Genomic DNA, 18,745 nt, shown 5'->3' with positions numbered 1-18,745 from the left:
TGTGTTCCCCTCAGATCGCGCAGACAGCGTCTTCCAGCGTACCTTTCGGCGCCGGTCAGACGGATGCCGCTGAGCCGAGTGCCGGCCGAGGACCCAGTTCGATCTCGAGCGAGGCGTCTTCCGCCCCGAGGTCGCGCAGGCGCTCGACGATCGCGCGCTCGGCGCGGCGGTAGGCCTGGTCCCCGCCGTGCATCAACGAGGTGCGGTTGGCCTGTGAGAGCAGCGCTTCGAGTTCGAAGCTCAGCTGAGGGGCATCCTGCAGCTGCGGCAGGTCGCCGTCGTCCATCGCCTGCGCGATCGAGATGTCGAGATACGAGCGCCACAGGTGCATGGCCTCGGAGATCGCGTCGTGCACCGGGCCGGGATGAGAGGCGAACTCCGCGGAGACGGCGAGGAAGAAGCATCCGCCGGGGAAGGTGCGCCCGGAGGAGTAGTCGATCCAGGCGCGCACCAGCGCGCGCAGGCGCAGCAGGCCGCGCGGATGGATGCGGGCGGGCTCGACGACCACCTCGGTGAAGACGCGCTTGGCGTCGGCGACGATCGCGAGCTGCAGCTGCTCCTTCGAGCCGAACAGTGCGGCGACCCCGCTCTTGCTGGCGCCGGTCTCGGCGGCGAGCTGGGCGATCGAGACGCCGTTGAGTCCGTCGGTCGAGGCGCGTCGCACTGCGACGGCGAGTACGGCCTGGCGGGAGCGATCGCCTCTGGCCCGGCGACCGTCGACGGGGGTTGTCATCTCCCCAATATATCAGTACGATCGTCCACATAACTAAGTGAACGCCCGTACGTATTGTTTAGGAGAGTCGCGATGAGTACCGTGATCCGTTCGATCGACATGCTGGCCCCCGCGCTCGCCGCGGGTCTCACCTACCCGGCCTACCTCGGCCTCGGCCGCCGGCGCCCGGTGCACGCGCGCGAGCAGGCGACCCACGACGCCGCCCGCCGGGAGAGCATCATCGTCGCCGGGCGCCGCGTCGTCGTCTACGAGTGGGGCGCCGGTGACCGCACTGTGCTGGTCGTGCACGGCTGGCGGGGGCGCGCCGCGCAGTTCGCGGCGATCGTGCGCGAGCTGCGATCCGAGGGCTACCGTGTCATCGGCTTCGACGCACCCGCGAGCGGGGACTCACCCGGGCGCCGCACCCACATCGGCGAGTTCCGCGCGATCGTTGACGCGCTCGCTCGCCGCGAGGGCGGCTTCCACGCGATCGTCACGCACTCCGCGGGCACGCTCGCAGCGGCGGCCGTGGCGGCAGATGACGGGATCACCGACCGCATCGTCGCGATCGCACCGATCGTGCGCGTCGGTTACCTCAGCGAGCAGTTCGCCAGGATGACCGGTCTCGGCGGGCGGGCGATGCGGCTGCAGGAGGCATGGTTCGCTGCCGGGCTGCGCCGCCGCGGCTACGTGCTCGATGAGCGCTACGAGCTGCTCGCACGCGAGTGGCCGGAATCCCTGTCGATCACGATCGTGCACGACCGCGGCGACCGGATGTCCGACATCGGCGAGAGCCGGCGGCTCGCGCAGCACCGCCCCGCCCAGGTCGCACTGATCGAGACGGAGGGGTCCGGGCACATCCGCGTGCTGGAGTCGGATGCCGCGCTCGACGCGGTGCTGGACGTCGTGCGGCGCGAGGTCCTGCCTCACGAGATCCCGGCGACCTCTCGAGTTCCGCACGAGACTCACATGCAGAACGTGGGTCTCGTGCAGGAATCCGGGTCTCACGCGGATCTCGCCGCCGAAGCCGCCACGGCGGCCGGTGCCGCCCTCAGCCCAGCACGCTGAAGTTGTCGCGGAACAGGCCGTCCGGGTCGTAGCGACGCTTGACCTCGCGCAGGCGGTCGAGCGTCGCCGGCGGGTATGCCTGTTCCAGCAGTGCGGCATCCGACCGCGACTCGAAGCTGAGGTAGAGCCCCTCGAAGTGCGCGGCGAGGTCGTTCCAGGCGAGGTCGAACGCGGTTCCCGCTCCGGATGCCGTGATCGAGAAGTTCGCGGAGCGGTGGGCATACGCCGTCGCGTCCGCCGGAACGTCTGCCACGGCGCCGCCGACCGAGCGGATCTGGAACCAGTGCGTGCCCGGGGTGCGCACCAGCACGGCTGCCGCAGCGGCGACGGCGTCGTCGAGGTGGTCCACGAGGCCCGATCGGAACAGCGGTTCGCCCTGGCCGTCGTGCGCGGCGTCCGACGCGTTCGCCATGATGTACGCGTACGGCGCGATGTTGACCTGCTGGCCGACGAGTGGGGCGACGTCGGCGAACGGCTGCAGGCGCTCGATGATCGTCTCGGGCACGTCGGAGTCGACCACGCCGTACATCCGGCCGATCACCTGAGCACCCTGGCTGTGCAGGATCACGAAGATCGTGGTGTCGCGCGGCGCGCTCTCCTGCGCGCGGCCGAAGCCGGTGAGGAACCCGGCGATGTCCGACGCGTCGAACGCCAGCTGCGCCCAGCCGACCTCGGCTACCGCGTCGGCCTCGAAGTCGAACGACGTCACGACGCCCATGTTCGCGCCGGCGCCGCGCAGCGCCCAGAACAGATCCGGATGCTCGTCGGCGGATGCCCGCACGATGGATCCGTCCGCGAGGACGACGTCCGCGGCGACGAGATGGTCGATGGTCAGGCCGTGCTCGCGGGCGAGGAAGCCCACCCCGCCGGCCGTGGCCAGCCCGCCGACGCCGACACCGCCGTAGTCGCCGCTGGACAGCGCCCAGCCGTGCGGGGCGAGTGCCTGCGCGACATCCGTCCATCGCGCACCGGCGCCGACGCGCACGCGGCGGGCGTCCTCATCGAGCACGTCGATCCCGCTCAGCGCCTTGAGATCGATCACGATGCCGCCGTCGTTGGTGCTGCGGCCGCTGATACCGTGGCCGCCGCTGCGGATGCCGAGCGGCACGCCGCGGTGGTCGCGTGCGAACCCGATCGCGTCGGCGACCTCGTCCGCGGTGCGCGGTCGCAGCACGATTCCGGGAGCTCCCGCGCGCAGGTAGGTGGACTTCACGGAGCGGTACTCGAAATCGCCCGGCTCGACGGCGCTGCCTCGCAGCGAGGACGGGATCGCGTCGTAGTCGATCTGCGGGCTGCGTCGCGCGAGGGCGGCGGCGCTGCGTCCGGATGCCGGTGTCGTACCGCGCCGGGCGCGCTCGGCGGCGACCGCCTCGCGTACCGCGGGGATCACCTCCTCGGCGTTCCGCTGCATCGCGGACACGTCGTCGCCGACCAGGATGAAGGTGCTCACGCCGTCCTCGAGGGCGAGCTCGATCAGCTGCTCCGCCGGCAGATCGCCGCCGATGTTCAGCATCCGACGGATCTCGCCGGGGTCGCGGCCTGCGCCGGATGCCGCATCGTCGATGCGCGCGTTGCCGGACCGGAGGTCTCCCGGCTTCAGAAAGCCGAGGGAAGGCAGCCAGCCGTCGGCCTTGCGGCCCAGCAGGCGAAGCATCCGCGGCTTGAGCGCGCCCAGCCAGATCGGAATGTCGTGCGCGGGCGCCGGACCGCGCTTGGCACCGTCGACCGGGTAGTACTCGCCGCCGCGGAAGTGCTCGCGGTTGCCCGCATCCCAGATTCCTCTGATCACGTCGATGGCCTCGTCGAGCTGCTCGACCGCCTGGCCCGGCGTCAGCCGGCGCCCGCCCATCGCCTCGATCGCGTCCCAGAAGCCGCCGGCTCCGAGGCCCAGGTCGAACCGTCCGCCGGAGAGCAGGTCGAGGGATGCGGCGGCGCGCGCCGTGACCGGCGCGGGACGCAGCGGCAGGTTCAGCACGTTGGGGGCGATGTGGATGCGTGAGGTCGCGGCGGCGACGAACGACATCAGCGTCCACGTGTCGAGGAACGCAGGCTGGTACGGATGATCCTGGAACGTCACGACGTCGTAGCCGAGCTCTTCGCTCGCCTGCGCCAGCCGCACAGGCTGCTGCGGGTCTCCGTTCACCGGTGTGATGAAGGTGCCGAACCGGAGCTCGTGGCCGTAGTCCATGTCGCTGTCCTCCTGTGAGCTGCGATGTCCTCATTCTGCAACTCCGCGCCTGCCGGGGGTATTTCGCGCGTGCTTCCGCTTGCCTTAGTATCTGCGTATGAGTGCAGATAAGCGGGAATGCGGATACCGCCCGGACAGCTCGTTCGTGGAACTCGCTGTCGAGGTGTTCGGCATGCTGGCCGACGCGACGCGCGTGCGCATCATCCTCGCGCTGGAGGAGGCCGGCGAACTGTCGGTGAACAACCTGGCCGAGATCGTCGACAAATCGCCGGCCGCCGTCTCGCAGCACCTCGCCAAGCTGCGCCTGGCTCGGATCGTCGCCACCCGTCAGGACGGACAGCGGGTCTACTACCGGCTCGAGAACGAGCATGCCTCCGAGCTCGTCGCCTCGGCGATCTTCCAGGCCGAGCACTCCCTCGGCGGCGTGCCCCGGCACCACCACCAGGACCGGGCCGGAGCATGACCGGAACACATCCGCACACTCACGCCGAGCACAGCCACGACCACTCCCACGGACACCCCGACCACGAGCATCCGGCCGGTCTGAAAGGCTTCCTGTACGGCCTGTTCGTGCCTCACACGCACGACGCCGCCGACTCGATCGATGATGCGATGGAGGCCAGCAGTGCCGGCATCCGCGCTCTGAAGGTCAGCCTCGTCCTGCTGCTGCTCACCACCGTGCTCCAGGGGGCGGTCGTCGCGTTCAGCGGCTCGGTCGCGCTGCTCGCCGACACCATCCACAACTTCTCCGACGCCCTGACCGCGGTGCCGCTGTGGATCGCGTTCGTGCTCGGACGCCGCGCGGCATCCCGTCGCTACACCTACGGACTGGGCCGGGCGGAGGACCTGGCGGGCCTGTTCATCGTGTTCGTCGTGGCGCTCTCGGCTGTGGTCGCGGCGTGGCAGTCGATCGACCGCATCCTGCATCCGCAGCCCCTGGACAACATCGGCTGGGTGATCGCCGCCGGCGTCATCGGCTTCCTCGGCAACGAGGCCGTCGCGATCTACCGCATCCGCGTCGGCCGTCGCATCGGCTCGGCCGCGCTCGTCGCCGACGGCGTGCACGCCCGCACCGACGGATTCACCTCGCTCGCCGTGGTGATCGGCGGGATCGGTGTGCTGCTCGGGTTCCCGCTCGCCGATCCGATCGTGGGACTGATCATCTCCGCCGCGATCTTCGTGCTGCTGGTCGGCACGGTGCGCAGCGTGGGCCGGCGACTGCTGGACGGCGTGGAGCCCGACCTGGTCGGCAGGGCCGAGCACGCCATCGAGCACGTCGACGGCGTCGAGCGCATCGAGCGGGTGCGGCTGCGCTGGGTCGGACACCGCCTGCAGGGCGATGCGATCGTGGTCGCCGCTTCCGGGCATCCGGAGATCGCGGCGGATGCCGAGCGCAGCGTACGCGCACACCTGCCGAACGTGGACGACTTCGTGGTCGGGGTGCGCGCGCCGCAGCACTGACTCAGCTGCCGTACGGTGCCAGGGCGAATCGGCCCCACGCGACGAAGATGAAGGCCAGCATGTAGGCGGTGTCGCCGGCCATGTAGGCCCATTCACTGCGGCGGAACCGTGTGGTCGCCGCTCCCGACATCAGCAGCGCGAGGCCGCAGGCCGCGATGGGGGAGAGCTCGGGCATGATGCCGACCAGCGGAGGCAGGATGAGTCCGGCGACTCCGACCAGCTTGATCGTGCCGATGGCCTTGATCTTGCCCGCGCTGAAGTCGTCGACCCAGTGCTGGCTGGGCGCGAGGGCGCGGTAGCGTGCCTTGGAGAGCAGGATCTGACTGGCGCCTCCCGTGCCGTAGGCGAGGGCAAGTGCGCCGGTGATGATCCACAGTGCGATGTTCATGTGCAATGCCTTTCTCGTTACGTCGGCCCCTCGGGGCACGTCACAGTGATGACGGATGACACCGACCGGAGGTAACAGGATGGATGACGACGAGCTCGCCGCAGACTTCGAGCAGCACCGCGCACGGCTGTTGGCCGTGGCCACGAGAGCCCTCGGCTCGCGCGCCGACGCCGAGACGCAGTGCAGGAGACCTGGCTGCGCCTGGCCGGTCACGCCGGCGATGAGATCGAGAATCTGGGCGGCTGGCTGACCCGGGTGATCGGCAGGATCTGCATCGACATGCTGCGCCGGCGCACCACGCGCGGGGAGGCGCCGCTCGATGACTGGTCGCGCGTCGAACCGGTCGTCACCGAGGACGTGGAGCGTCCGGAGGATGCTGCGGAGCTGGCCGACTCGCTCGGCCTGGCACTGCTCGTGGTGCTCGAATCGCTGCGGCCGGAGGAGCGCCTCGGTTCGTGCTGCACGACATGTTCGCCGTGCCGTTCGCCGAGGTCGCGACGATCGTGGGGACGACGACAGACGCCTCGAAGATGCTCGCCAGCCGCGCTCGTCGCAAGGTGCAGGACACCCCGCGCCCCAACGGCGAGCTGCGCCGGCGCCGGGCAGTGGTCGATGCGTTCCTGGCCGCCGCGCGCGGCGGTGACTTCGATGCGCTGCTGTCGCTGCTCGATCCGGATGTCACCTGGCATCGGCACACGCAGAAGGGTCATGCCGTGCGGATCGGGGCGAACGAGGTGCTCGCGGCCGTGCGCCGAGGCGACCCGGAGAGGCTGGAGGCGCGCCGGGTGAGCGTGAACGGCGAACCGGGCATCCTGGTCTGGGGGCCGAACGGCAAGCCGATGTCGCTCATGCTGTGTACGGTGGCCGACGGCCGGATGATCGACATCGTCTCGATCATCGATCCGGCGCGCCTGGCGACGATGGACCTGCCGGCACGCTCAGCAGGGGCCTGAGGGGAGGACACGTGAGCACGTTCTGGGAGCCGGGAGGGCGGCGGCGGCAGCAGCCGGTCGTCGCGGTTCAGCCGACCGACGACGCCCCGCAGCCCGACGGGCAGTGGCCAACCAGCATCCCGGCTGTCGCTCAGGTGCTGCGCGAGGGGATCGAACTCGACCCGGGCGTGACGTTCCTCGTCGGCGAGAACGGCAGCGGCAAGTCGACCATCGTCGAGGGCGTCGCGATCGCCTACGGGCTCTCTCCGGAGGGGGGATCCCGGCAGGCGCGGCACAGCACCAGGGCTACGGAATCGCCGCTGTCGGACTGGCTGCGCATCCGATCCGGAGTGGGAGCTGATCGCTGGGGCTTCTTCCTGCGCGCGGAGACGATGCACTCGTTCTACACCTACCTCGAGGACAACCCGTCGATGAGCGGACCCGACATCCCGTTCCACGAGATGAGCCACGGCGAGTCGTTCCTGGCTCTTCTGGATGACCGATTCACGCGGCCGGGTTTCTACTGCCTGGACGAACCCGAGGCCGCGCTGTCGTTCGGATCGACGCTGAGCCTCATCTCCGTGCTGCAGCGCATCGTCGAGGACGGCGGCCAGGTGCTCTGCGCCACGCACTCGCCGGTGCTCGCCGCGCTTCCGGGCGCGCGCATCCTCGAGGTCGGGGAGTGGGGCCTGCGAGATGCCGAGTGGGGCGACCTCGAACTGGTGCGGCACTGGCGCTCCTACCTCGACGAACCAGGACGCTACCTGCGGCATCTGCTGGGCTGAGCGGGCACGGAAGGTCCTGCCATGCCCGCGTTATCACCGTCGATCGATTACGCGACCCTCTGCGGCGATCCCGAGCAGGGGAGGGTCATCCGCGACATCATGGTCCGCGTCGGCGACAAGTGGTCGCTGCTGGTGGTCGGGGCGCTCGCCGACGGGCCGGTGCGGTTCACTGTGCTGCGCAGCAGCATCCCGGGTATCTCGCAGCGCATGCTCGCGGTGACGCTGCGTGGAATTGTCCGTGACGGCCTTGTCACGCGCCACTCGTGCGGCGAGGTTCCTCGACGCGTGGAGTATGAGCTCACCGAGGTCGGGCGCACGCTGATCGCACCTGCTGCGGCGCTCGCCGCGTGGGTGATCGAGCATCGGGAGTCGATCGTCGAGGCGCGGCGCGATTTCGGATGTGATGCGCGATGACGTCCCAGGAGCGGTCGAAGTGGATGCAGCATGAGACCGCTGCCGACTTCGCGTCTCAGCGTCGCAGGGCGCGGATGGGTTGAGAAGCAGTTGAGCTCGCCCCTTGCGTTGTTCGTAGCTCTGTTCTAATATGGATGCATGGGTGAGGTGTCGAGTTTCGAAGAGCGGGATGCTCTTCTCGATGCCTGGGCGACGTGCCGGCGCGAGATCGACCGGATGGAGGCGCGGGCAGCGGAGCTGCTCGCGCGGCGTCAGGTGTTGTTCGATGCGGATGTCGCGGAGCATCAGCTGGCGCGGGATTCGATCCGCCGGTCGATGATCGCGGAGTTCTCCGCGGCGGGGCGCCTGGCCAAGGGGACCGTGGAGTCGGCGTTCGCGGCTGCGCGGGCGTTGACCGAGCATCACTCGGCGGTGCTGGATGCGTTGCGGCAGGGGCGGATCACGGTCGGGCACGCCCGGCAGATCACGCAGGCAGCTGCGGCGATCGACGAGGCGGTCCTGGGCGGCACGGTCGATCGGGCGATGACCGGCCTGTTCGATGCGGCGGTTCTGGCGTTCGCCGAGCAGGATTCCCCGGCACGGACCGGGGTGCACGCCCGCCAGGTGGTGGCGGCGCTGCTGGGGGAGGACCTGCGGGAGCGGCATACGCGTGCACGGGCGGAGCGGTGTGTGCAGATCGTGTCGATCGAAGACGGCCTGGCACGCCTGACCGCGGTGCTGCCGGAGCACATCGCGTTCGCCATCCGCGACCGGCTCGACCAGCTCGTCCGCGAGGTCGCGCGCGCCGAGAAGGCCGGCGCTGCGAACAGCGAAGTGGCCGGCGACGACGGCCCCTCGAGCGCATCGCCGAACACCGGAGCGACGATCGGTGACATCGACACCGGCGGCGGCGGCGATGTCGACGACCCGGAAGACACGGGAGGGGCGGACCGGCTGCCCGACGATCCCGACTCGATCGAGGAGTTCCTCGCCCGGGTGGAGGCGTTCCTGGCCGCGGAGTCCGAGTCCGAGGGCGACGCCGACGACAGCCACCGGGCGAGCCGGGTCGGTCGCCCGTTCTTCGGTCACCCGGACGATGAGTGGTTCCCCGCGGACCCGGAACCCGCCGATAACGTCGCAGCCCGCATGGATGCGTTCCTCGCCGACCTGAACGGCACCGACGACCGCCTCCGTGCGGGTGAGCGCACGCTGGATCAGATCCGTGCCGACCTGTTCACCGATCTGCTGCTCGGTGCAGACCCGACCGTCCTCGCAGGGACCGGGCTGGACGGCGTCACCGCCCGCATCCAGGTCACGGTCGCCGCGACAACCCTGACCGGTGCGGATGACCGGATGGCGCAGATCGACGGGATCGGGCCGGTGCACCCGGACATCGCCCGGGAACTGGCGGGGCGAAGTTCCGGATGGGCCAGACTCTTCCTCGACCCGACCGGGATGACCGTCGAGACCGACGCGTACACCCCCACGGACGGGATGCGCAGATTCCTGCGCGCGAGGGACCAGCACTGCAGGTTCCCCGGATGCCGCAGACCCGCGGCCTCCTGCGAGATCGACCACAACCACGATCACGCTCTCGGCGGGGCGACTGCGATCGACAACCTCGCGCACTTCTGCCCCGCGCACCATCAACTGAAGCACCCCTCCGTGCCGGACCGGTTCCGATGGACCGCGCACCTCGATCCCGACAGCGGCGGTGTCGTCTGGACCGCGCCCGACGGCCGCGAGTACACCGACGCCGCACCCCGCCGCGTCATGTTCGTCTGAACCACCGCGCGCACGGGAGAGCAAGAACGAGGCGTCCCGCAGCAGCGGAGTCACTCACCTGCGCCCGGACCAGGGCCGCCCCGTCCCACTGTCGGGGGCTCCGGCTACCCTCGACTCATGACCTCGTTCGGCCTGCTCGAGAGCCCCGTCGGCGTGATCGGCATAGAGAGTGACGGCACCGCGATCACGCGCGTCACCTGGACGACGAGCATCCCGGCATCCGGTGCCGACACGGTGCTCAGCGCCGCCCTCGAGCAGTTCGGCGCCTACTTCTCCGGTGACCTGACGACATTCGACGTGCCGATCGACCTCGGTCGGCAGACGGCGGTGACCAGGGCGGTGCTCGAGACGCTGTACGAGACCGTCGGGCACGGCGAGTCCGTCACCTACGGCGAGCTCGCCGCACGCAGCGGCACCGAGGTGCCGGCCCGCGCGATCGGATCGATCATGGGTGCGAACCCCATCCCGCTGATCGTCCCGTGCCACCGAGTGGTGGCAGGCGACGGACTGGGCGGATACTCCGGCGGCGCGCCCGGCGAAGGTCTCGCCACCAAGCGCTGGCTGCTCGAGCACGAGGGCGTGCTGCCGCGCTCGCTGTTCTGAGCGCCGTTCTGAACGACCCGGTCAGGCGCCGGCCCTCTGCACCAGCGCGGTCACCTCGGCCCACGCCTTCTCGGTCGGGTCCTGCAGGGCGAAAGCGGTCGACCACAGTCCGTCGGCGTCGTCGAGCTCGGCGCGCGAGCTGAAGCCCAGCGTCGAGTAGCGGTCCTTGTCCATCTGGCCGCTGCGGAAGAACACCACGACCTTGCCATCCTTCGCCCAGCCCGGCTGACCGTAGTAGAGCCGCGGTGCGAGCTCCGGGGCGGTGACGGCCACGATCTCACTCAGGCGCTCGGCCATCTGCCGGTCGCCGTCCGGCATCTCGGCGATCTTCGCCAACTGATCGGCCTTCTCCGCCGCCGCCTTGCCGGCCTCCTTCTCGCGCTTCGCCTGCAGCTTCAGCTCCTGAGCGCGCTGCTTGACCGCCGCGCGCTCCTGCGCGGACAGTCCGTCGTTCGTCGTCTTCCCGGCCATGGGATCCTCCGTTCCCTGGAAAGCACGTTACGGGACCAGCACGGCGGCAGCTTCTCGATTCCTGATCATCGTCGGTGGTCGTCGCTCCGCAGCCACTCGTCGAATGTGATGCGCCCCTCGATCCGGTCGTCCGTGCCGCGCAGCGACCCCGACGCCAGGCCGGCTCCGTACCTCCCCGGCAGACGCACCTCGAGCACGCGACGGTGGACCCCGTCATGGGCGAGCTGCCGCCGGGCGAGGTCGGCGAGCACCTCGTCGCGGGGGCCGACGAGATCGGTGGCTCGTCCTGCAGGCGCGCCCTCGGCGACGGCGACCAGATGCGCCCCCACCTCGCGCGCCGCGACCGGACGCATCAGCGTCCTCGGCATCACGGCGACCGGCCCGCCCATCGAGGCGAGCAGCTGTCCGGCGAACTCGTGGAACTGGGCGGCGCGGGCAATCGTGTACGGCACGGAACCTGCCGCCACGGCGCGCTCCTGTGCGAGCTTGCCTGCGTAGTACGACGCGTCGATGTCGTCGATGCCGACGATCGACAGTGCCACATGATGGCCGACATCGGCGCGTTGCTCGGCCGCCAGCAGATTGCCGGTCGCGGTCTCGAAGAACGCCCGCGCCTTCGACGCGGACAGGGTCGTGGCATTGCTCGCATCGATCACCGCATCCGCCTTCGCCAGAGCATCGTCGAGCCCCGTGCCGGTGATCACGTCCGCGCCTGTCGAGCGAGCCAGCACGACCACCTCGTGTCCTCGATCCTGCGCAGCCGCCACGATATGGCGTCCCACGGTTCCCGTGCCCCCTGCGATCGCGATCCGCATCGCGCACCTCCTCGTCTCGCATCCGTCGCCGCCGTGTGCGGCCTCACCAGGATGTCGTGCCAGGACCCCGGAATGTGACACGTGCCGCCGCTACTCTCGAGGAATGCCCGGCACACGCCCCTCCGACGACGTCTTCGCCGCCTTCGGAGCGGAACCCGCGACCGCACAGCTTCTGCCCGGCGGGCGGGGGACGACCTGGCTCGCCGGCGACGTCGTGCTGCGACCGATGGCGGATCCCGTCGAGGGCGACTGGCACTCGGAGGTGCTCGACACCCTCACCCACGACGCCGGCTTCCGCACCGCCCGCCCGATCCGCTCCGCGCGCGGCGCCTGGAGCATCGACGGTTGGGAGGCCTGGCAGCGGATGCCCGGCACCGCGGACGAGACACGGGTGCGCGACGTGATCGCCGCGGGCGACGCCTTCCATCGCGCGATCGCGCACCTGCCGCGCCCCGGCTTCATCGACGCGGCCGACGACCCCTGGTCACGATCCGATCGCATGGCGTGGCAGGAGGAGCCCCTCATCGACGATCCGATGCTGAACCGGATCTCCGAAGCGCTGCGCCCCGTGGCATCCGCTTCGCAGCTGATCCACGGCGACCTGCTCGGAAACGTGCTGTTCGCCGATCCGGAGCCGCCGACGATCATCGACTGGGCACCCTACTGGCGACCGGTGAGGTGGGCGGCGGCGATCGCCGTGGCCGATGCCGTCTGCTGGCACGACGGGCCACTCGACCTGCTCGAGTCCGTCGGCGAAGGCGACCCGGATTGGCCACAGCTCGTGCTGCGCGCGCTCGTGTTCCGCATCGCGACTCTGTGCGTGGCCGGATGGTGGGACGAGGCGATGCGCGCTCGGCACGAGCCCGTGGTCACGGCAGCGCTCGCTCTGGCGAGGCGGTAGCCGGCGGTCACTCCACCCGTGTCTCTGCCAGCCCGTGCCGGTGCGCATAGGCGGTCGCCTCCGCGCGGCTGCGCACCTCCAGCTTCCGGTAGATCGCACTGGAGTGGTGCATCGTCGTCTTCGGCGTGATGAACAGGCGCTCCGCGATCTGCCTGTTGCTCAAGCCCTCCGCGAGCAGAGCGAGCACCTCGCGCTCCCTTGCCGTGAGTCCATCGCCCGAAGCAGGAGCAGCCGGCGACTCCTCGGAGTGCGCCCGCAGCCACCGCAGCGCCTCTGCCGTGGCATCCACCGCCGAGAGGATGCCGCCCTCCGCGGTGATCGTCGCCACCCGGCTCTCGCCCAGCTGCGCGACGAGAAGCGTCCGTGCCTGATCGAGCTCGTGCGTGGACGCCGGGGCCATCGACCGCAGCACCCTCTCGCGGTCGGCCTCGATCGCACCGAGGATCCGTGCCGCGAACGCCCAGTCCTCCACCGCGACGGCGATGAACACCGTGTGCACGAGCGAGATCGCGGACAGGTACGAGCCCCACCAGGACCTCCCTGTGGACAGCCGCTCGGCGCAGCGGTGAGCGGCGCGCTCCGGATGCCCCGCGGCGAGCTCCGCCCTGGTCATGACCGCGAGGATGAACCACTCCATCACCGGGTCGTGCTCGCTGCGGGCGAGGTGGAGCGCATCGGCGAGCGTCGGCACGGCGGCATCCGGCGGCACCACCTGCGGTGGGACGGTGCGCAGCAGGATGGTCGCGGTGAGGATCGAGTACGGGTCGCCGACCCGCTGCGCGTGGCGGAGCGCGTCCAACGCCAGGTGCACGGCGCCCGGAGCATCCCCGTCGGCGTGGATCCCGGCGGCGACCCAGACATCGAACCGCGCCGCCCAGGTGGCGCAGGCGTGCTCCCTGGCCAGGCGGCTGCCCACTCGGGCGGCCTGCACAGCGGCGGGCATGTCGCCGGTGGTGATGCCCATGATCACGGCGATCATCAGCGCCTGCAGCGCCAGCAGCGGGGTCCGCTCGACATCGATCAGGTCGAACCCGCGCTGCCACCGGTCGTTCACGAGGTCGGCCAGCGTCGCGCCGTCGGCGGACATCGCGAAGCCGTACGCCGACCAGATCCAGGTCTGCGCGCGCAGCATGACGGGGAGCGAGTCGAGGTCGGCGGTGGCGATCAGGCGCTCCAGCTGGTCGGAGACGAGCGTGACCTCCGCAGTGCCCTCCAGCGCCGCTGCGCACTCGAGCACCCAGCCGTGCGCCAGGGCGTCGCGCCGGGCGATGAGGCGCTCTCCCTCGTGCAGCAGGTCGTGGCGGAGCACATGTGCGAAGGCCCGATGCGAAGGAGGCTCGGCGTGCGCCTGGGCATCGGCCGCCTCATGGAGGACCCGCGCCAGGCGGCCGCGATAGGCCGCCTCCGCGCGCGGGTCGCCGGGCAGGTCGAGCAGCACACTGCGCAGGATCGGCAGAAGCGTGAAGACCGGCTCGCCGAAGAGCGGCGGTGCACTCTCGAGCAGGCGCAGGTCGAGCAGCCGCTCCAGCGCATCGGCTGTCTCCCCGGCGGCTCGTCCGCTCACGTCCACGGCGCCGGCGAACGAGAACCTGCGCTCGAAGAGCGCGAGGCTGCGCAGCATCCGCCGGTCGTCGTCCGAGAGCGCGCCGACGGTCGCGGCGAGAGCGTGCCCGACGCCGACCTCCCGGCCGTCCCTGGCCGTGCGGAGCAGCGCGAGAGCTGGGCCGCCGTCGGCGAGGTCGTCGGCGACCCGCTCGGGGGAGAACAGGCGGATGCGGGCCGCGGCCAGCTCCAGCGCCAGCGGAAGCCCGCCCACCAGCCGGCAGATCCGGATGATGCTGCCGTGGTTCTCCGCATCAAGGGCGAAGCCCGCGTCGCTGCGCGCCGCAGCGTCGGCGAAGAGCGCGACGCTCGCGCACCGGAGGGCGCGGTCGAGCGACATCCCCTCATCCGGGACCTCGAGCGGACGCACCAGCACCTCCTCGTCCGCTCCCTCGATCTCTCCGCGAGCTGTCACGACGATGCGCAGGCGCGGGCAGGCGTCCAGGAGCAGGCGCAGCTCGGCAGGCGCCGCGACCACGGAGTCGAGGTGATCCAGGAAGAGCGTCACAGCGGAGGCGCCGATCCTCTCCGCGATCCGCTCGCGGGGATCCACGGCGCGACCACCGAGCGCGAGCCGCGTGGCGATCTCGGCCGACACCATCGCGGCAGCGGGCGTTCCGCCGAGATCGACGGTCCAGATCTCGGAGTCGTCCGGCGGTGCGGCGGCGACGGCGTCCAGCAGCGCGCTCTTGCCCGCTCCGGCGGGGCCGATCACAGCGACCAGGCGCCGTGACGACACCAGCAGCGCGCGCAGCAGCGCCGTCTCCTGCTCTCTTCCCACGAGCCCCATGGCGTCCTCGCCCTCGAAGGGTGCGGCGGCCCGTGTCCCCTCGTCGCCGCATCCGGTTCCCACCCGGAGATGGGTCATCTGCCCGATGTGCCCCATCTGGCTACGAGATTAGCGTTCGCAGAGGGGCGGCAGTAGGGGCTGTCGAAAGTGTTCTCGGGGGCGGAGCATGGCACGGGGCTGGGGGATGATCGGCGCGGCGCTGACCGTGATCGCGCTCGCCGCCGGCCTGCTGTGCGGGCCGGCCTCGGCGGCGACGATCGACTGGCAGCCGGGGCCGGTCACCGTTCGGGTGAGCTTCGACACCGCATCGGCGACGGAGGGGATCGCAGCCGGCGACATCGAAGATCTCGTCTTCACTCGCGCCTTCTGCTTCACACCCGCCCCGGTACCAGGCGAGTGGAACGGCGACGGCGTGACCGTGGTAGTGGACGCCGCCGACACGGAGGCGCTGTCCTGCACCGTGCGCGTGATCGTGCGGTACTGCTACTGGGTGCTCGGGCGCCGAACGTGCGACGCCACCCGGTTCGTCGCTCTGCGGGCTGCGGGCGGGCCGCTGCACGTCGATTCGGCGAATCCGGTGGTGAGCGATGCGCACGTGACGGACGCGCTCCCCAACGCCGACGGATGGTTCCGCTCGGCGGGGGTGATCCACTGGTCCGGACGGGATGACCAGTCCGGCATCGAGTCGTGCACGACGGCCGTGATGGTCGGGACCGACACCCGCAGGACCAACGTGGTCGGACTCTGCCGCGACCGCACAGGGCACGCGTCGGAGACGAAGACGTACACGTACAAGCTGGACGCGACGCCCCCGGCTCTGCGGCCGGTCGTGGACGACGTGGTCGGGCTCGGTGCACCGGCCGGCGCGCGGCCGGGTGCCTCGGACGAGACCTCGGGCATCGCTCTGGCGGTGTGCAACGGTGGCGCGCCGCTGAGCACATCCAGGTCCGGTGAGCACAGGGTGGTCTGCACGGCCGTGGATGCCGCGGGCAACTCGGCCTCAGCGACGACGACGTACACGGTGGGATACGGCGTAGCGGGCTCCTGGTTCGGGCGCACAGAGGACACGCCCAAGAGCACGGCGCAGCAGCGCACCCGGCATCCGGTGCATGCCGGAAGCTCGGTGGCGCTGACCTTCCGCGCCAGCACCGACGTGACGGGCACTCCTCTGGAGCACCTGGATCCGGCGCAGGTGACACTGCGCATCGCGCCGGTGCCGTGCGGCTACGGCGTCGTCCCCGCAGGCGCGGCCGTCGGAGCACGCGTGCCCAGCGGGCTGCGCGACCTCGGCGATGGCCGGTACCAGCTCGTGTGGTCGAGCCCGCGAGCATGGGCTGGGTCGTGCGGGCTGCTGACCCTCGGTCTGGGCGATGGACTGACGCACCGCGCCGAGCTGGCGTTCCTGCGGTGAGCACCCGCGCGTCAGAGCACGTGGTGCAGCTTGTCGGGGTTGGAGACCTGGCGGATGCCGTGGATGCGGCCGTCCGCGCCGAACTCCAGCGTCAGCACATCGGTGCGTCCCGAGTGGGTGAGCGCGAGCGCAGGCTCGCCGTTGGCGTCGAGCAGCGCCACCGCGAACGGATGCACGGGGTCGTGGGCCGCGGCCTTCTCTGCGACGCCGACGAAGAAGCGGCGCACCTTCTCGGCACCGAAGATCGGGTTGAGGGCCGCGCGCACGCGCCCGCCGCCGTCGCTCCACAGGATCGCGTCATCCGCGAGCAGATCGAGCACAGCGCTGATGTCGCCGCCCTCGATCGCCGTCACCAGCGCTGCAAGTGCGGCGGGGTCGGCGGGCGGGGCGTCAGCAACATCCTCCGAGATCCGCAGCCTGCGTTCGCCGCGGGAGATCAGTTGCCGCACCGCCGCGGGGGAGGACTCCAGGATCTCGCCGATCTCGACCGCTGACATCCCGAACGCTCGGTGCAGCACGACGGCCGCGCGGGCGTCGGGGGTCAGCTGCTCGGCCAGGTGCAGCAGCGTCACCGAGAGCAGTTCGCGATCGGCGACCGCGTCCTCCGGCAGCCGTGAGGTCGCGACCGGCTCTGGTAGCCAGTGCCCGATGTACTCCTCGCGGGATGCCGCCAGAGAGCGCACCCGGTCTATCGTGCGGCGCACGCAGACCGTGGTCAGCCAGGCCGGCCAGGAACGCACCCGGCCGGAGCCGGCGCGCTCCTCCTTCAGAGCCTCGATGGCCACGTCGGAGACGACGTCCTCGGCGAGGCCGAAGTCGCCCAGCATCCGGTAGGCGATGCCGATCAGCCGCCCCCGCTCCGCTTCCCATGCGCGGGTCGCGGGGGTGGCTTCGAGGGTCATGACCTCCAACGTAGCCCTAGACGATCGGGTGCTTGTCGTCGATCGGCGGGGCCATCTCGGTGGCGATCGCGATGCGGTTCCAGACGTTGATCGTGCTGATCGCCATGACGATGCCGCCCAGTTCGCCCTCGTCGAAGTGGGCGGCCGCGGCATCCCAGATCTCGTCGGTGACCGTGTCGGGACCGAGCTTCGTGATCGCGTCGGTCAGCGCGAGCGCGGCGAGCTCTGCCTCGGAGAAGAACCCGCGGGCGTGCTGCCAGGCGCCGACCGCGTGCAGCGTGCGCTGCGGGATGCCACGGTTCGCGCCGTCCGTCGCGTGCATGTCGACGCAGTACCCGCATCCGTTCAGCAGCGAGGCGCGCAGCTTGATCAGCTCGTACAGCCGGGGCTCCACGGCCTTGCGCGAGTACGCCTCCATCCCTATCACGGCCGCGTAGCCGAGCTTGTTGGTCCTGGACATGTCGATCCTGGTCATCGTCGTTCCTCCCGGAGCCGTTCGTTGCGGCTCTCAGCGAAGGTGTCGGATGGCGCGCGCGAAGTGTGACAGGAGCGACGATCAGGCTGCCGGGCAGGGCGCGACGAAAGTCATGTCGCCCAGGGCGATGGCCTGCTCGATCCTGGTGGTGAGGGTTCCCCTCTTGTCGTCGTAAGCCAGCCAGATCGAACTGACCGGACCGGGGAAGGTCACCGTGACGTTCGTCGACGCGCCGGTGTAGGTCTCGGAAGCAGCGCTCCGGCGGAACGGCTGCGCGTAGGATCCGTTGCCGCCGACACCGCTGCCGGTGACGAACGTGAAGCCGCCGGGCTGACCGTTCGTGGCCAGCCAGACCTGGTCGCCGTAGGAGTTGTCCGTCGGCCAGCTGAAGTTGCGGATCGGCAGGACGAGGTTCGTCACCTCGCGCGAGAACGTGATCGTCATCAGCTGGTAATAGGCCTGATTGTTGGACGGAGTGCCCGCGCTGCGCACCTGCTGCAGTTGGAGTCCGTCCCAGGCTCCGGCGCCGATCCGGTAGTTCTGGTCATGCGCGGTGTAGCCGTTCATGACGCTCGAGAACGAGACCGTGACGGGCTCCTGCCCGGCGACGGGCACGACGGCGGCCCCGCTTGTGATGCTGCTCCGCTGGTACATCGACGAGAAGTCGAGCGTCGCCGGCTGCTCGACGCAGCCGGATGCGGCGGCCATCGGCACGGCCGTCGCGGCAGCGATGACGGGCAGCGACCAGGCGGCGCCCCGCGCGAGCGTGCGGCGTGTGACTTCGATCTCAGAAAGCGTGGACACAGGATCTCCCCTTCGTGGACGACTGCTCGGGTGCAGGCCCCGTCCGGCCCCGCCGGAACTGTCAGGAGTGTAGAGAGCCGGGAACGCGCGCCACGGCGCGCTGGGACTCCTGGGTCGCATCTGAGATTTCATGGACGTCCGGAGATCGCATCGAGAGTCCCGGAACCGGGACAGGAGTCTCCTGTCCGCGATCGCATCGCGCGCCGGTGCCTATGGTTTCCCGAGACCGACTGCCCGGAGGGGGTTTTCCGGGACGTCG

At 70.5% G+C, this 18,745-nt stretch carries 19 protein-coding genes and 1 pseudogene; 11 read left to right on the top strand and 9 right to left on the bottom strand.

The window, feature by feature from the left end:
• Positions 1 to 55: 55 nt before the first annotated feature.
• Entirely contained in the window at positions 56 to 733 is a 678-nt protein-coding gene (locus GON06_RS11680; protein WP_157312464.1) for a TetR/AcrR family transcriptional regulator, read from the bottom strand.
• Between the two features lie 72 nt (positions 734 to 805).
• On the opposite strand from GON06_RS11680, the gene GON06_RS11675 reads away from it, so the two are divergent.
• Positions 806 to 1,780 (top strand): alpha/beta hydrolase, encoded by a 975-nt coding sequence (locus tag GON06_RS11675; protein WP_157312463.1) that lies wholly within the window; start codon positions 806 to 808, stop codon positions 1,778 to 1,780.
• On the opposite strand, the gene GON06_RS11670 is transcribed toward GON06_RS11675, so the two are convergent.
• The gene (locus GON06_RS11670) at positions 1,764 to 3,968 is read right to left on the bottom strand and encodes an LLM class flavin-dependent oxidoreductase (RefSeq protein ID WP_157312462.1); all 2,205 of its coding nucleotides are present in this window, start codon (positions 3,966 to 3,968) and stop codon (positions 1,764 to 1,766) included. The genes GON06_RS11675 and GON06_RS11670 overlap by 17 nt on opposite strands.
• A gap of 97 nt (positions 3,969 to 4,065) precedes the next feature.
• Between GON06_RS11670 and GON06_RS11665 the strand changes: the two genes are divergently transcribed.
• Complete coding sequence (locus GON06_RS11665; protein ID WP_157312461.1) at positions 4,066 to 4,431, top strand: ArsR/SmtB family transcription factor; 366 nt, start codon at positions 4,066 to 4,068, stop codon at positions 4,429 to 4,431.
• Positions 4,428 to 5,429, top strand: coding sequence for a cation diffusion facilitator family transporter (locus tag GON06_RS11660; RefSeq protein ID WP_157312460.1), 1,002 nt, complete (start codon positions 4,428 to 4,430; stop codon positions 5,427 to 5,429). Before GON06_RS11665 ends, GON06_RS11660 begins: the two co-directional genes overlap by 4 nt.
• Position 5,430: 1 nt before the next feature.
• Here GON06_RS11660 and GON06_RS11655 read toward each other — a convergent pair whose 3' ends face one another.
• Entirely contained in the window at positions 5,431 to 5,817 is a 387-nt protein-coding gene (locus GON06_RS11655; protein WP_157312459.1) for a DoxX family protein, read from the bottom strand.
• A 180-nt stretch (positions 5,818 to 5,997) separates the two neighbouring features.
• On the opposite strand from GON06_RS11655, the pseudogene GON06_RS19095 reads away from it, so the two are divergent.
• The 6 genes and pseudogenes from GON06_RS19095 to GON06_RS11630 all read left to right on the top strand — a co-directional run.
• Positions 5,998 to 6,057: pseudogene (locus GON06_RS19095) on the top strand (hypothetical protein); the annotation flags it as partial.
• Between the two features lie 215 nt (positions 6,058 to 6,272).
• Complete coding sequence (locus GON06_RS18765; protein WP_332837452.1) at positions 6,273 to 6,770, top strand: nuclear transport factor 2 family protein; 498 nt, start codon at positions 6,273 to 6,275, stop codon at positions 6,768 to 6,770.
• Positions 6,771 to 6,781: 11 nt separating this feature from the next.
• The gene (locus tag GON06_RS11645) at positions 6,782 to 7,534 is read left to right on the top strand and encodes an AAA family ATPase (protein ID WP_332837451.1); all 753 of its coding nucleotides are present in this window, start codon (positions 6,782 to 6,784) and stop codon (positions 7,532 to 7,534) included.
• 21 nt (positions 7,535 to 7,555) lie between these two features.
• On the top strand, positions 7,556 to 7,948 hold the full coding sequence (locus tag GON06_RS11640; RefSeq protein WP_157312458.1) for a winged helix-turn-helix transcriptional regulator: 393 nt from the start codon (positions 7,556 to 7,558) through the stop codon (positions 7,946 to 7,948).
• 138 nt (positions 7,949 to 8,086) lie between these two features.
• Positions 8,087 to 9,712: an HNH endonuclease signature motif containing protein gene (locus GON06_RS11635; RefSeq protein WP_157312457.1), complete on the top strand. Its 1,626-nt coding sequence runs from the start codon at positions 8,087 to 8,089 to the stop codon at positions 9,710 to 9,712.
• A gap of 117 nt (positions 9,713 to 9,829) precedes the next feature.
• Positions 9,830 to 10,315: a methylated-DNA--[protein]-cysteine S-methyltransferase gene (locus GON06_RS11630; protein ID WP_157312456.1), complete on the top strand. Its 486-nt coding sequence runs from the start codon at positions 9,830 to 9,832 to the stop codon at positions 10,313 to 10,315.
• 21 nt (positions 10,316 to 10,336) lie between these two features.
• Here GON06_RS11630 and GON06_RS11625 read toward each other — a convergent pair whose 3' ends face one another.
• Positions 10,337 to 10,786, bottom strand: coding sequence for a DUF1801 domain-containing protein (locus GON06_RS11625; protein ID WP_157312455.1), 450 nt, complete (start codon positions 10,784 to 10,786; stop codon positions 10,337 to 10,339).
• A gap of 65 nt (positions 10,787 to 10,851) precedes the next feature.
• Complete coding sequence (locus tag GON06_RS11620; RefSeq protein WP_157312454.1) at positions 10,852 to 11,601, bottom strand: SDR family oxidoreductase; 750 nt, start codon at positions 11,599 to 11,601, stop codon at positions 10,852 to 10,854.
• Positions 11,602 to 11,704: 103 nt separating this feature from the next.
• On the opposite strand from GON06_RS11620, the gene GON06_RS11615 reads away from it, so the two are divergent.
• Positions 11,705 to 12,502, top strand: coding sequence for a hypothetical protein (locus tag GON06_RS11615; protein ID WP_157312453.1), 798 nt, complete (start codon positions 11,705 to 11,707; stop codon positions 12,500 to 12,502).
• Between the two features lie 7 nt (positions 12,503 to 12,509).
• Here the strand turns inward: GON06_RS11615 and GON06_RS18760 are convergent, their stop codons facing one another.
• The gene (locus tag GON06_RS18760; RefSeq protein WP_157312452.1) at positions 12,510 to 14,990 is read right to left on the bottom strand and encodes a LuxR C-terminal-related transcriptional regulator; all 2,481 of its coding nucleotides are present in this window, start codon (positions 14,988 to 14,990) and stop codon (positions 12,510 to 12,512) included.
• A 70-nt stretch (positions 14,991 to 15,060) separates the two neighbouring features.
• Here GON06_RS18760 and GON06_RS11605 point away from each other — a divergent pair, with 70 nt between their 5' ends.
• Positions 15,061 to 16,305, top strand: coding sequence for a PxKF domain-containing protein (locus GON06_RS11605; RefSeq protein WP_157312451.1), 1,245 nt, complete (start codon positions 15,061 to 15,063; stop codon positions 16,303 to 16,305).
• Between the two features lie 11 nt (positions 16,306 to 16,316).
• Here the strand turns inward: GON06_RS11605 and GON06_RS11600 are convergent, their stop codons facing one another.
• The 3 genes from GON06_RS11600 to GON06_RS18755 all read right to left on the bottom strand — a co-directional run bounded on the left by GON06_RS11600 (position 16,317) and on the right by GON06_RS18755 (position 18,486).
• The gene (locus GON06_RS11600; protein ID WP_157312450.1) at positions 16,317 to 17,207 is read right to left on the bottom strand and encodes a sigma-70 family RNA polymerase sigma factor; all 891 of its coding nucleotides are present in this window, start codon (positions 17,205 to 17,207) and stop codon (positions 16,317 to 16,319) included.
• A gap of 16 nt (positions 17,208 to 17,223) precedes the next feature.
• A complete protein-coding gene (locus GON06_RS11595; protein ID WP_157312449.1) occupies positions 17,224 to 17,682 on the bottom strand; it encodes a carboxymuconolactone decarboxylase family protein in 459 nt (152 codons plus the stop codon).
• A gap of 81 nt (positions 17,683 to 17,763) precedes the next feature.
• Positions 17,764 to 18,486 carry a hypothetical protein gene (locus tag GON06_RS18755; RefSeq protein WP_232528425.1) on the bottom strand — a complete coding sequence of 241 codons (723 nt, stop codon included), beginning with the start codon at positions 18,484 to 18,486 and terminating at the stop codon, positions 17,764 to 17,766.
• Between the last annotated feature and the right edge of the window lie 259 nt (positions 18,487 to 18,745).

Origin of the sequence: Microbacterium sp. MAH-37, assembly GCF_009758255.1 — a bacterium.
In the GTDB taxonomy this organism is placed as follows: Bacteria; Actinomycetota; Actinomycetes; order Actinomycetales; family Microbacteriaceae; genus Microbacterium.
This window is presented reverse-complemented; position numbering and strand designations above follow the sequence as displayed.

Excerpts from the sequence above, each read along its gene's own strand:
- GON06_RS11680 (WP_157312464.1), bottom strand. The coding sequence starts at position 733 with ATGACAACCCCCGTCGACGGTCGCCGGGCCAGAGGCGATCGCTCCCGC.
- GON06_RS11675 (WP_157312463.1), top strand. The coding sequence starts at position 806 with ATGAGTACCGTGATCCGTTCGATCGACATGCTGGCCCCCGCGCTCGCC.
- GON06_RS11670 (WP_157312462.1), bottom strand. The coding sequence starts at position 3,968 with ATGGACTACGGCCACGAGCTCCGGTTCGGCACCTTCATCACACCGGTG.
- GON06_RS11665 (WP_157312461.1), top strand. The coding sequence starts at position 4,066 with ATGAGTGCAGATAAGCGGGAATGCGGATACCGCCCGGACAGCTCGTTC.
- GON06_RS11660 (WP_157312460.1), top strand. The coding sequence starts at position 4,428 with ATGACCGGAACACATCCGCACACTCACGCCGAGCACAGCCACGACCAC.
- GON06_RS11655 (WP_157312459.1), bottom strand. The coding sequence starts at position 5,817 with ATGAACATCGCACTGTGGATCATCACCGGCGCACTTGCCCTCGCCTAC.
- GON06_RS11640 (WP_157312458.1), top strand. The coding sequence starts at position 7,556 with ATGCCCGCGTTATCACCGTCGATCGATTACGCGACCCTCTGCGGCGAT.
- GON06_RS11635 (WP_157312457.1), top strand. The coding sequence starts at position 8,087 with ATGGGTGAGGTGTCGAGTTTCGAAGAGCGGGATGCTCTTCTCGATGCC.
- GON06_RS11630 (WP_157312456.1), top strand. The coding sequence starts at position 9,830 with ATGACCTCGTTCGGCCTGCTCGAGAGCCCCGTCGGCGTGATCGGCATA.
- GON06_RS11625 (WP_157312455.1), bottom strand. The coding sequence starts at position 10,786 with ATGGCCGGGAAGACGACGAACGACGGACTGTCCGCGCAGGAGCGCGCG.
- GON06_RS11620 (WP_157312454.1), bottom strand. The coding sequence starts at position 11,601 with ATGCGGATCGCGATCGCAGGGGGCACGGGAACCGTGGGACGCCATATC.
- GON06_RS11615 (WP_157312453.1), top strand. The coding sequence starts at position 11,705 with ATGCCCGGCACACGCCCCTCCGACGACGTCTTCGCCGCCTTCGGAGCG.
- GON06_RS18760 (WP_157312452.1), bottom strand. The coding sequence starts at position 14,990 with ATGGGGCACATCGGGCAGATGACCCATCTCCGGGTGGGAACCGGATGC.
- GON06_RS11605 (WP_157312451.1), top strand. The coding sequence starts at position 15,061 with ATGGCACGGGGCTGGGGGATGATCGGCGCGGCGCTGACCGTGATCGCG.
- GON06_RS11600 (WP_157312450.1), bottom strand. The coding sequence starts at position 17,207 with ATGACCCTCGAAGCCACCCCCGCGACCCGCGCATGGGAAGCGGAGCGG.
- GON06_RS11595 (WP_157312449.1), bottom strand. The coding sequence starts at position 17,682 with ATGACCAGGATCGACATGTCCAGGACCAACAAGCTCGGCTACGCGGCC.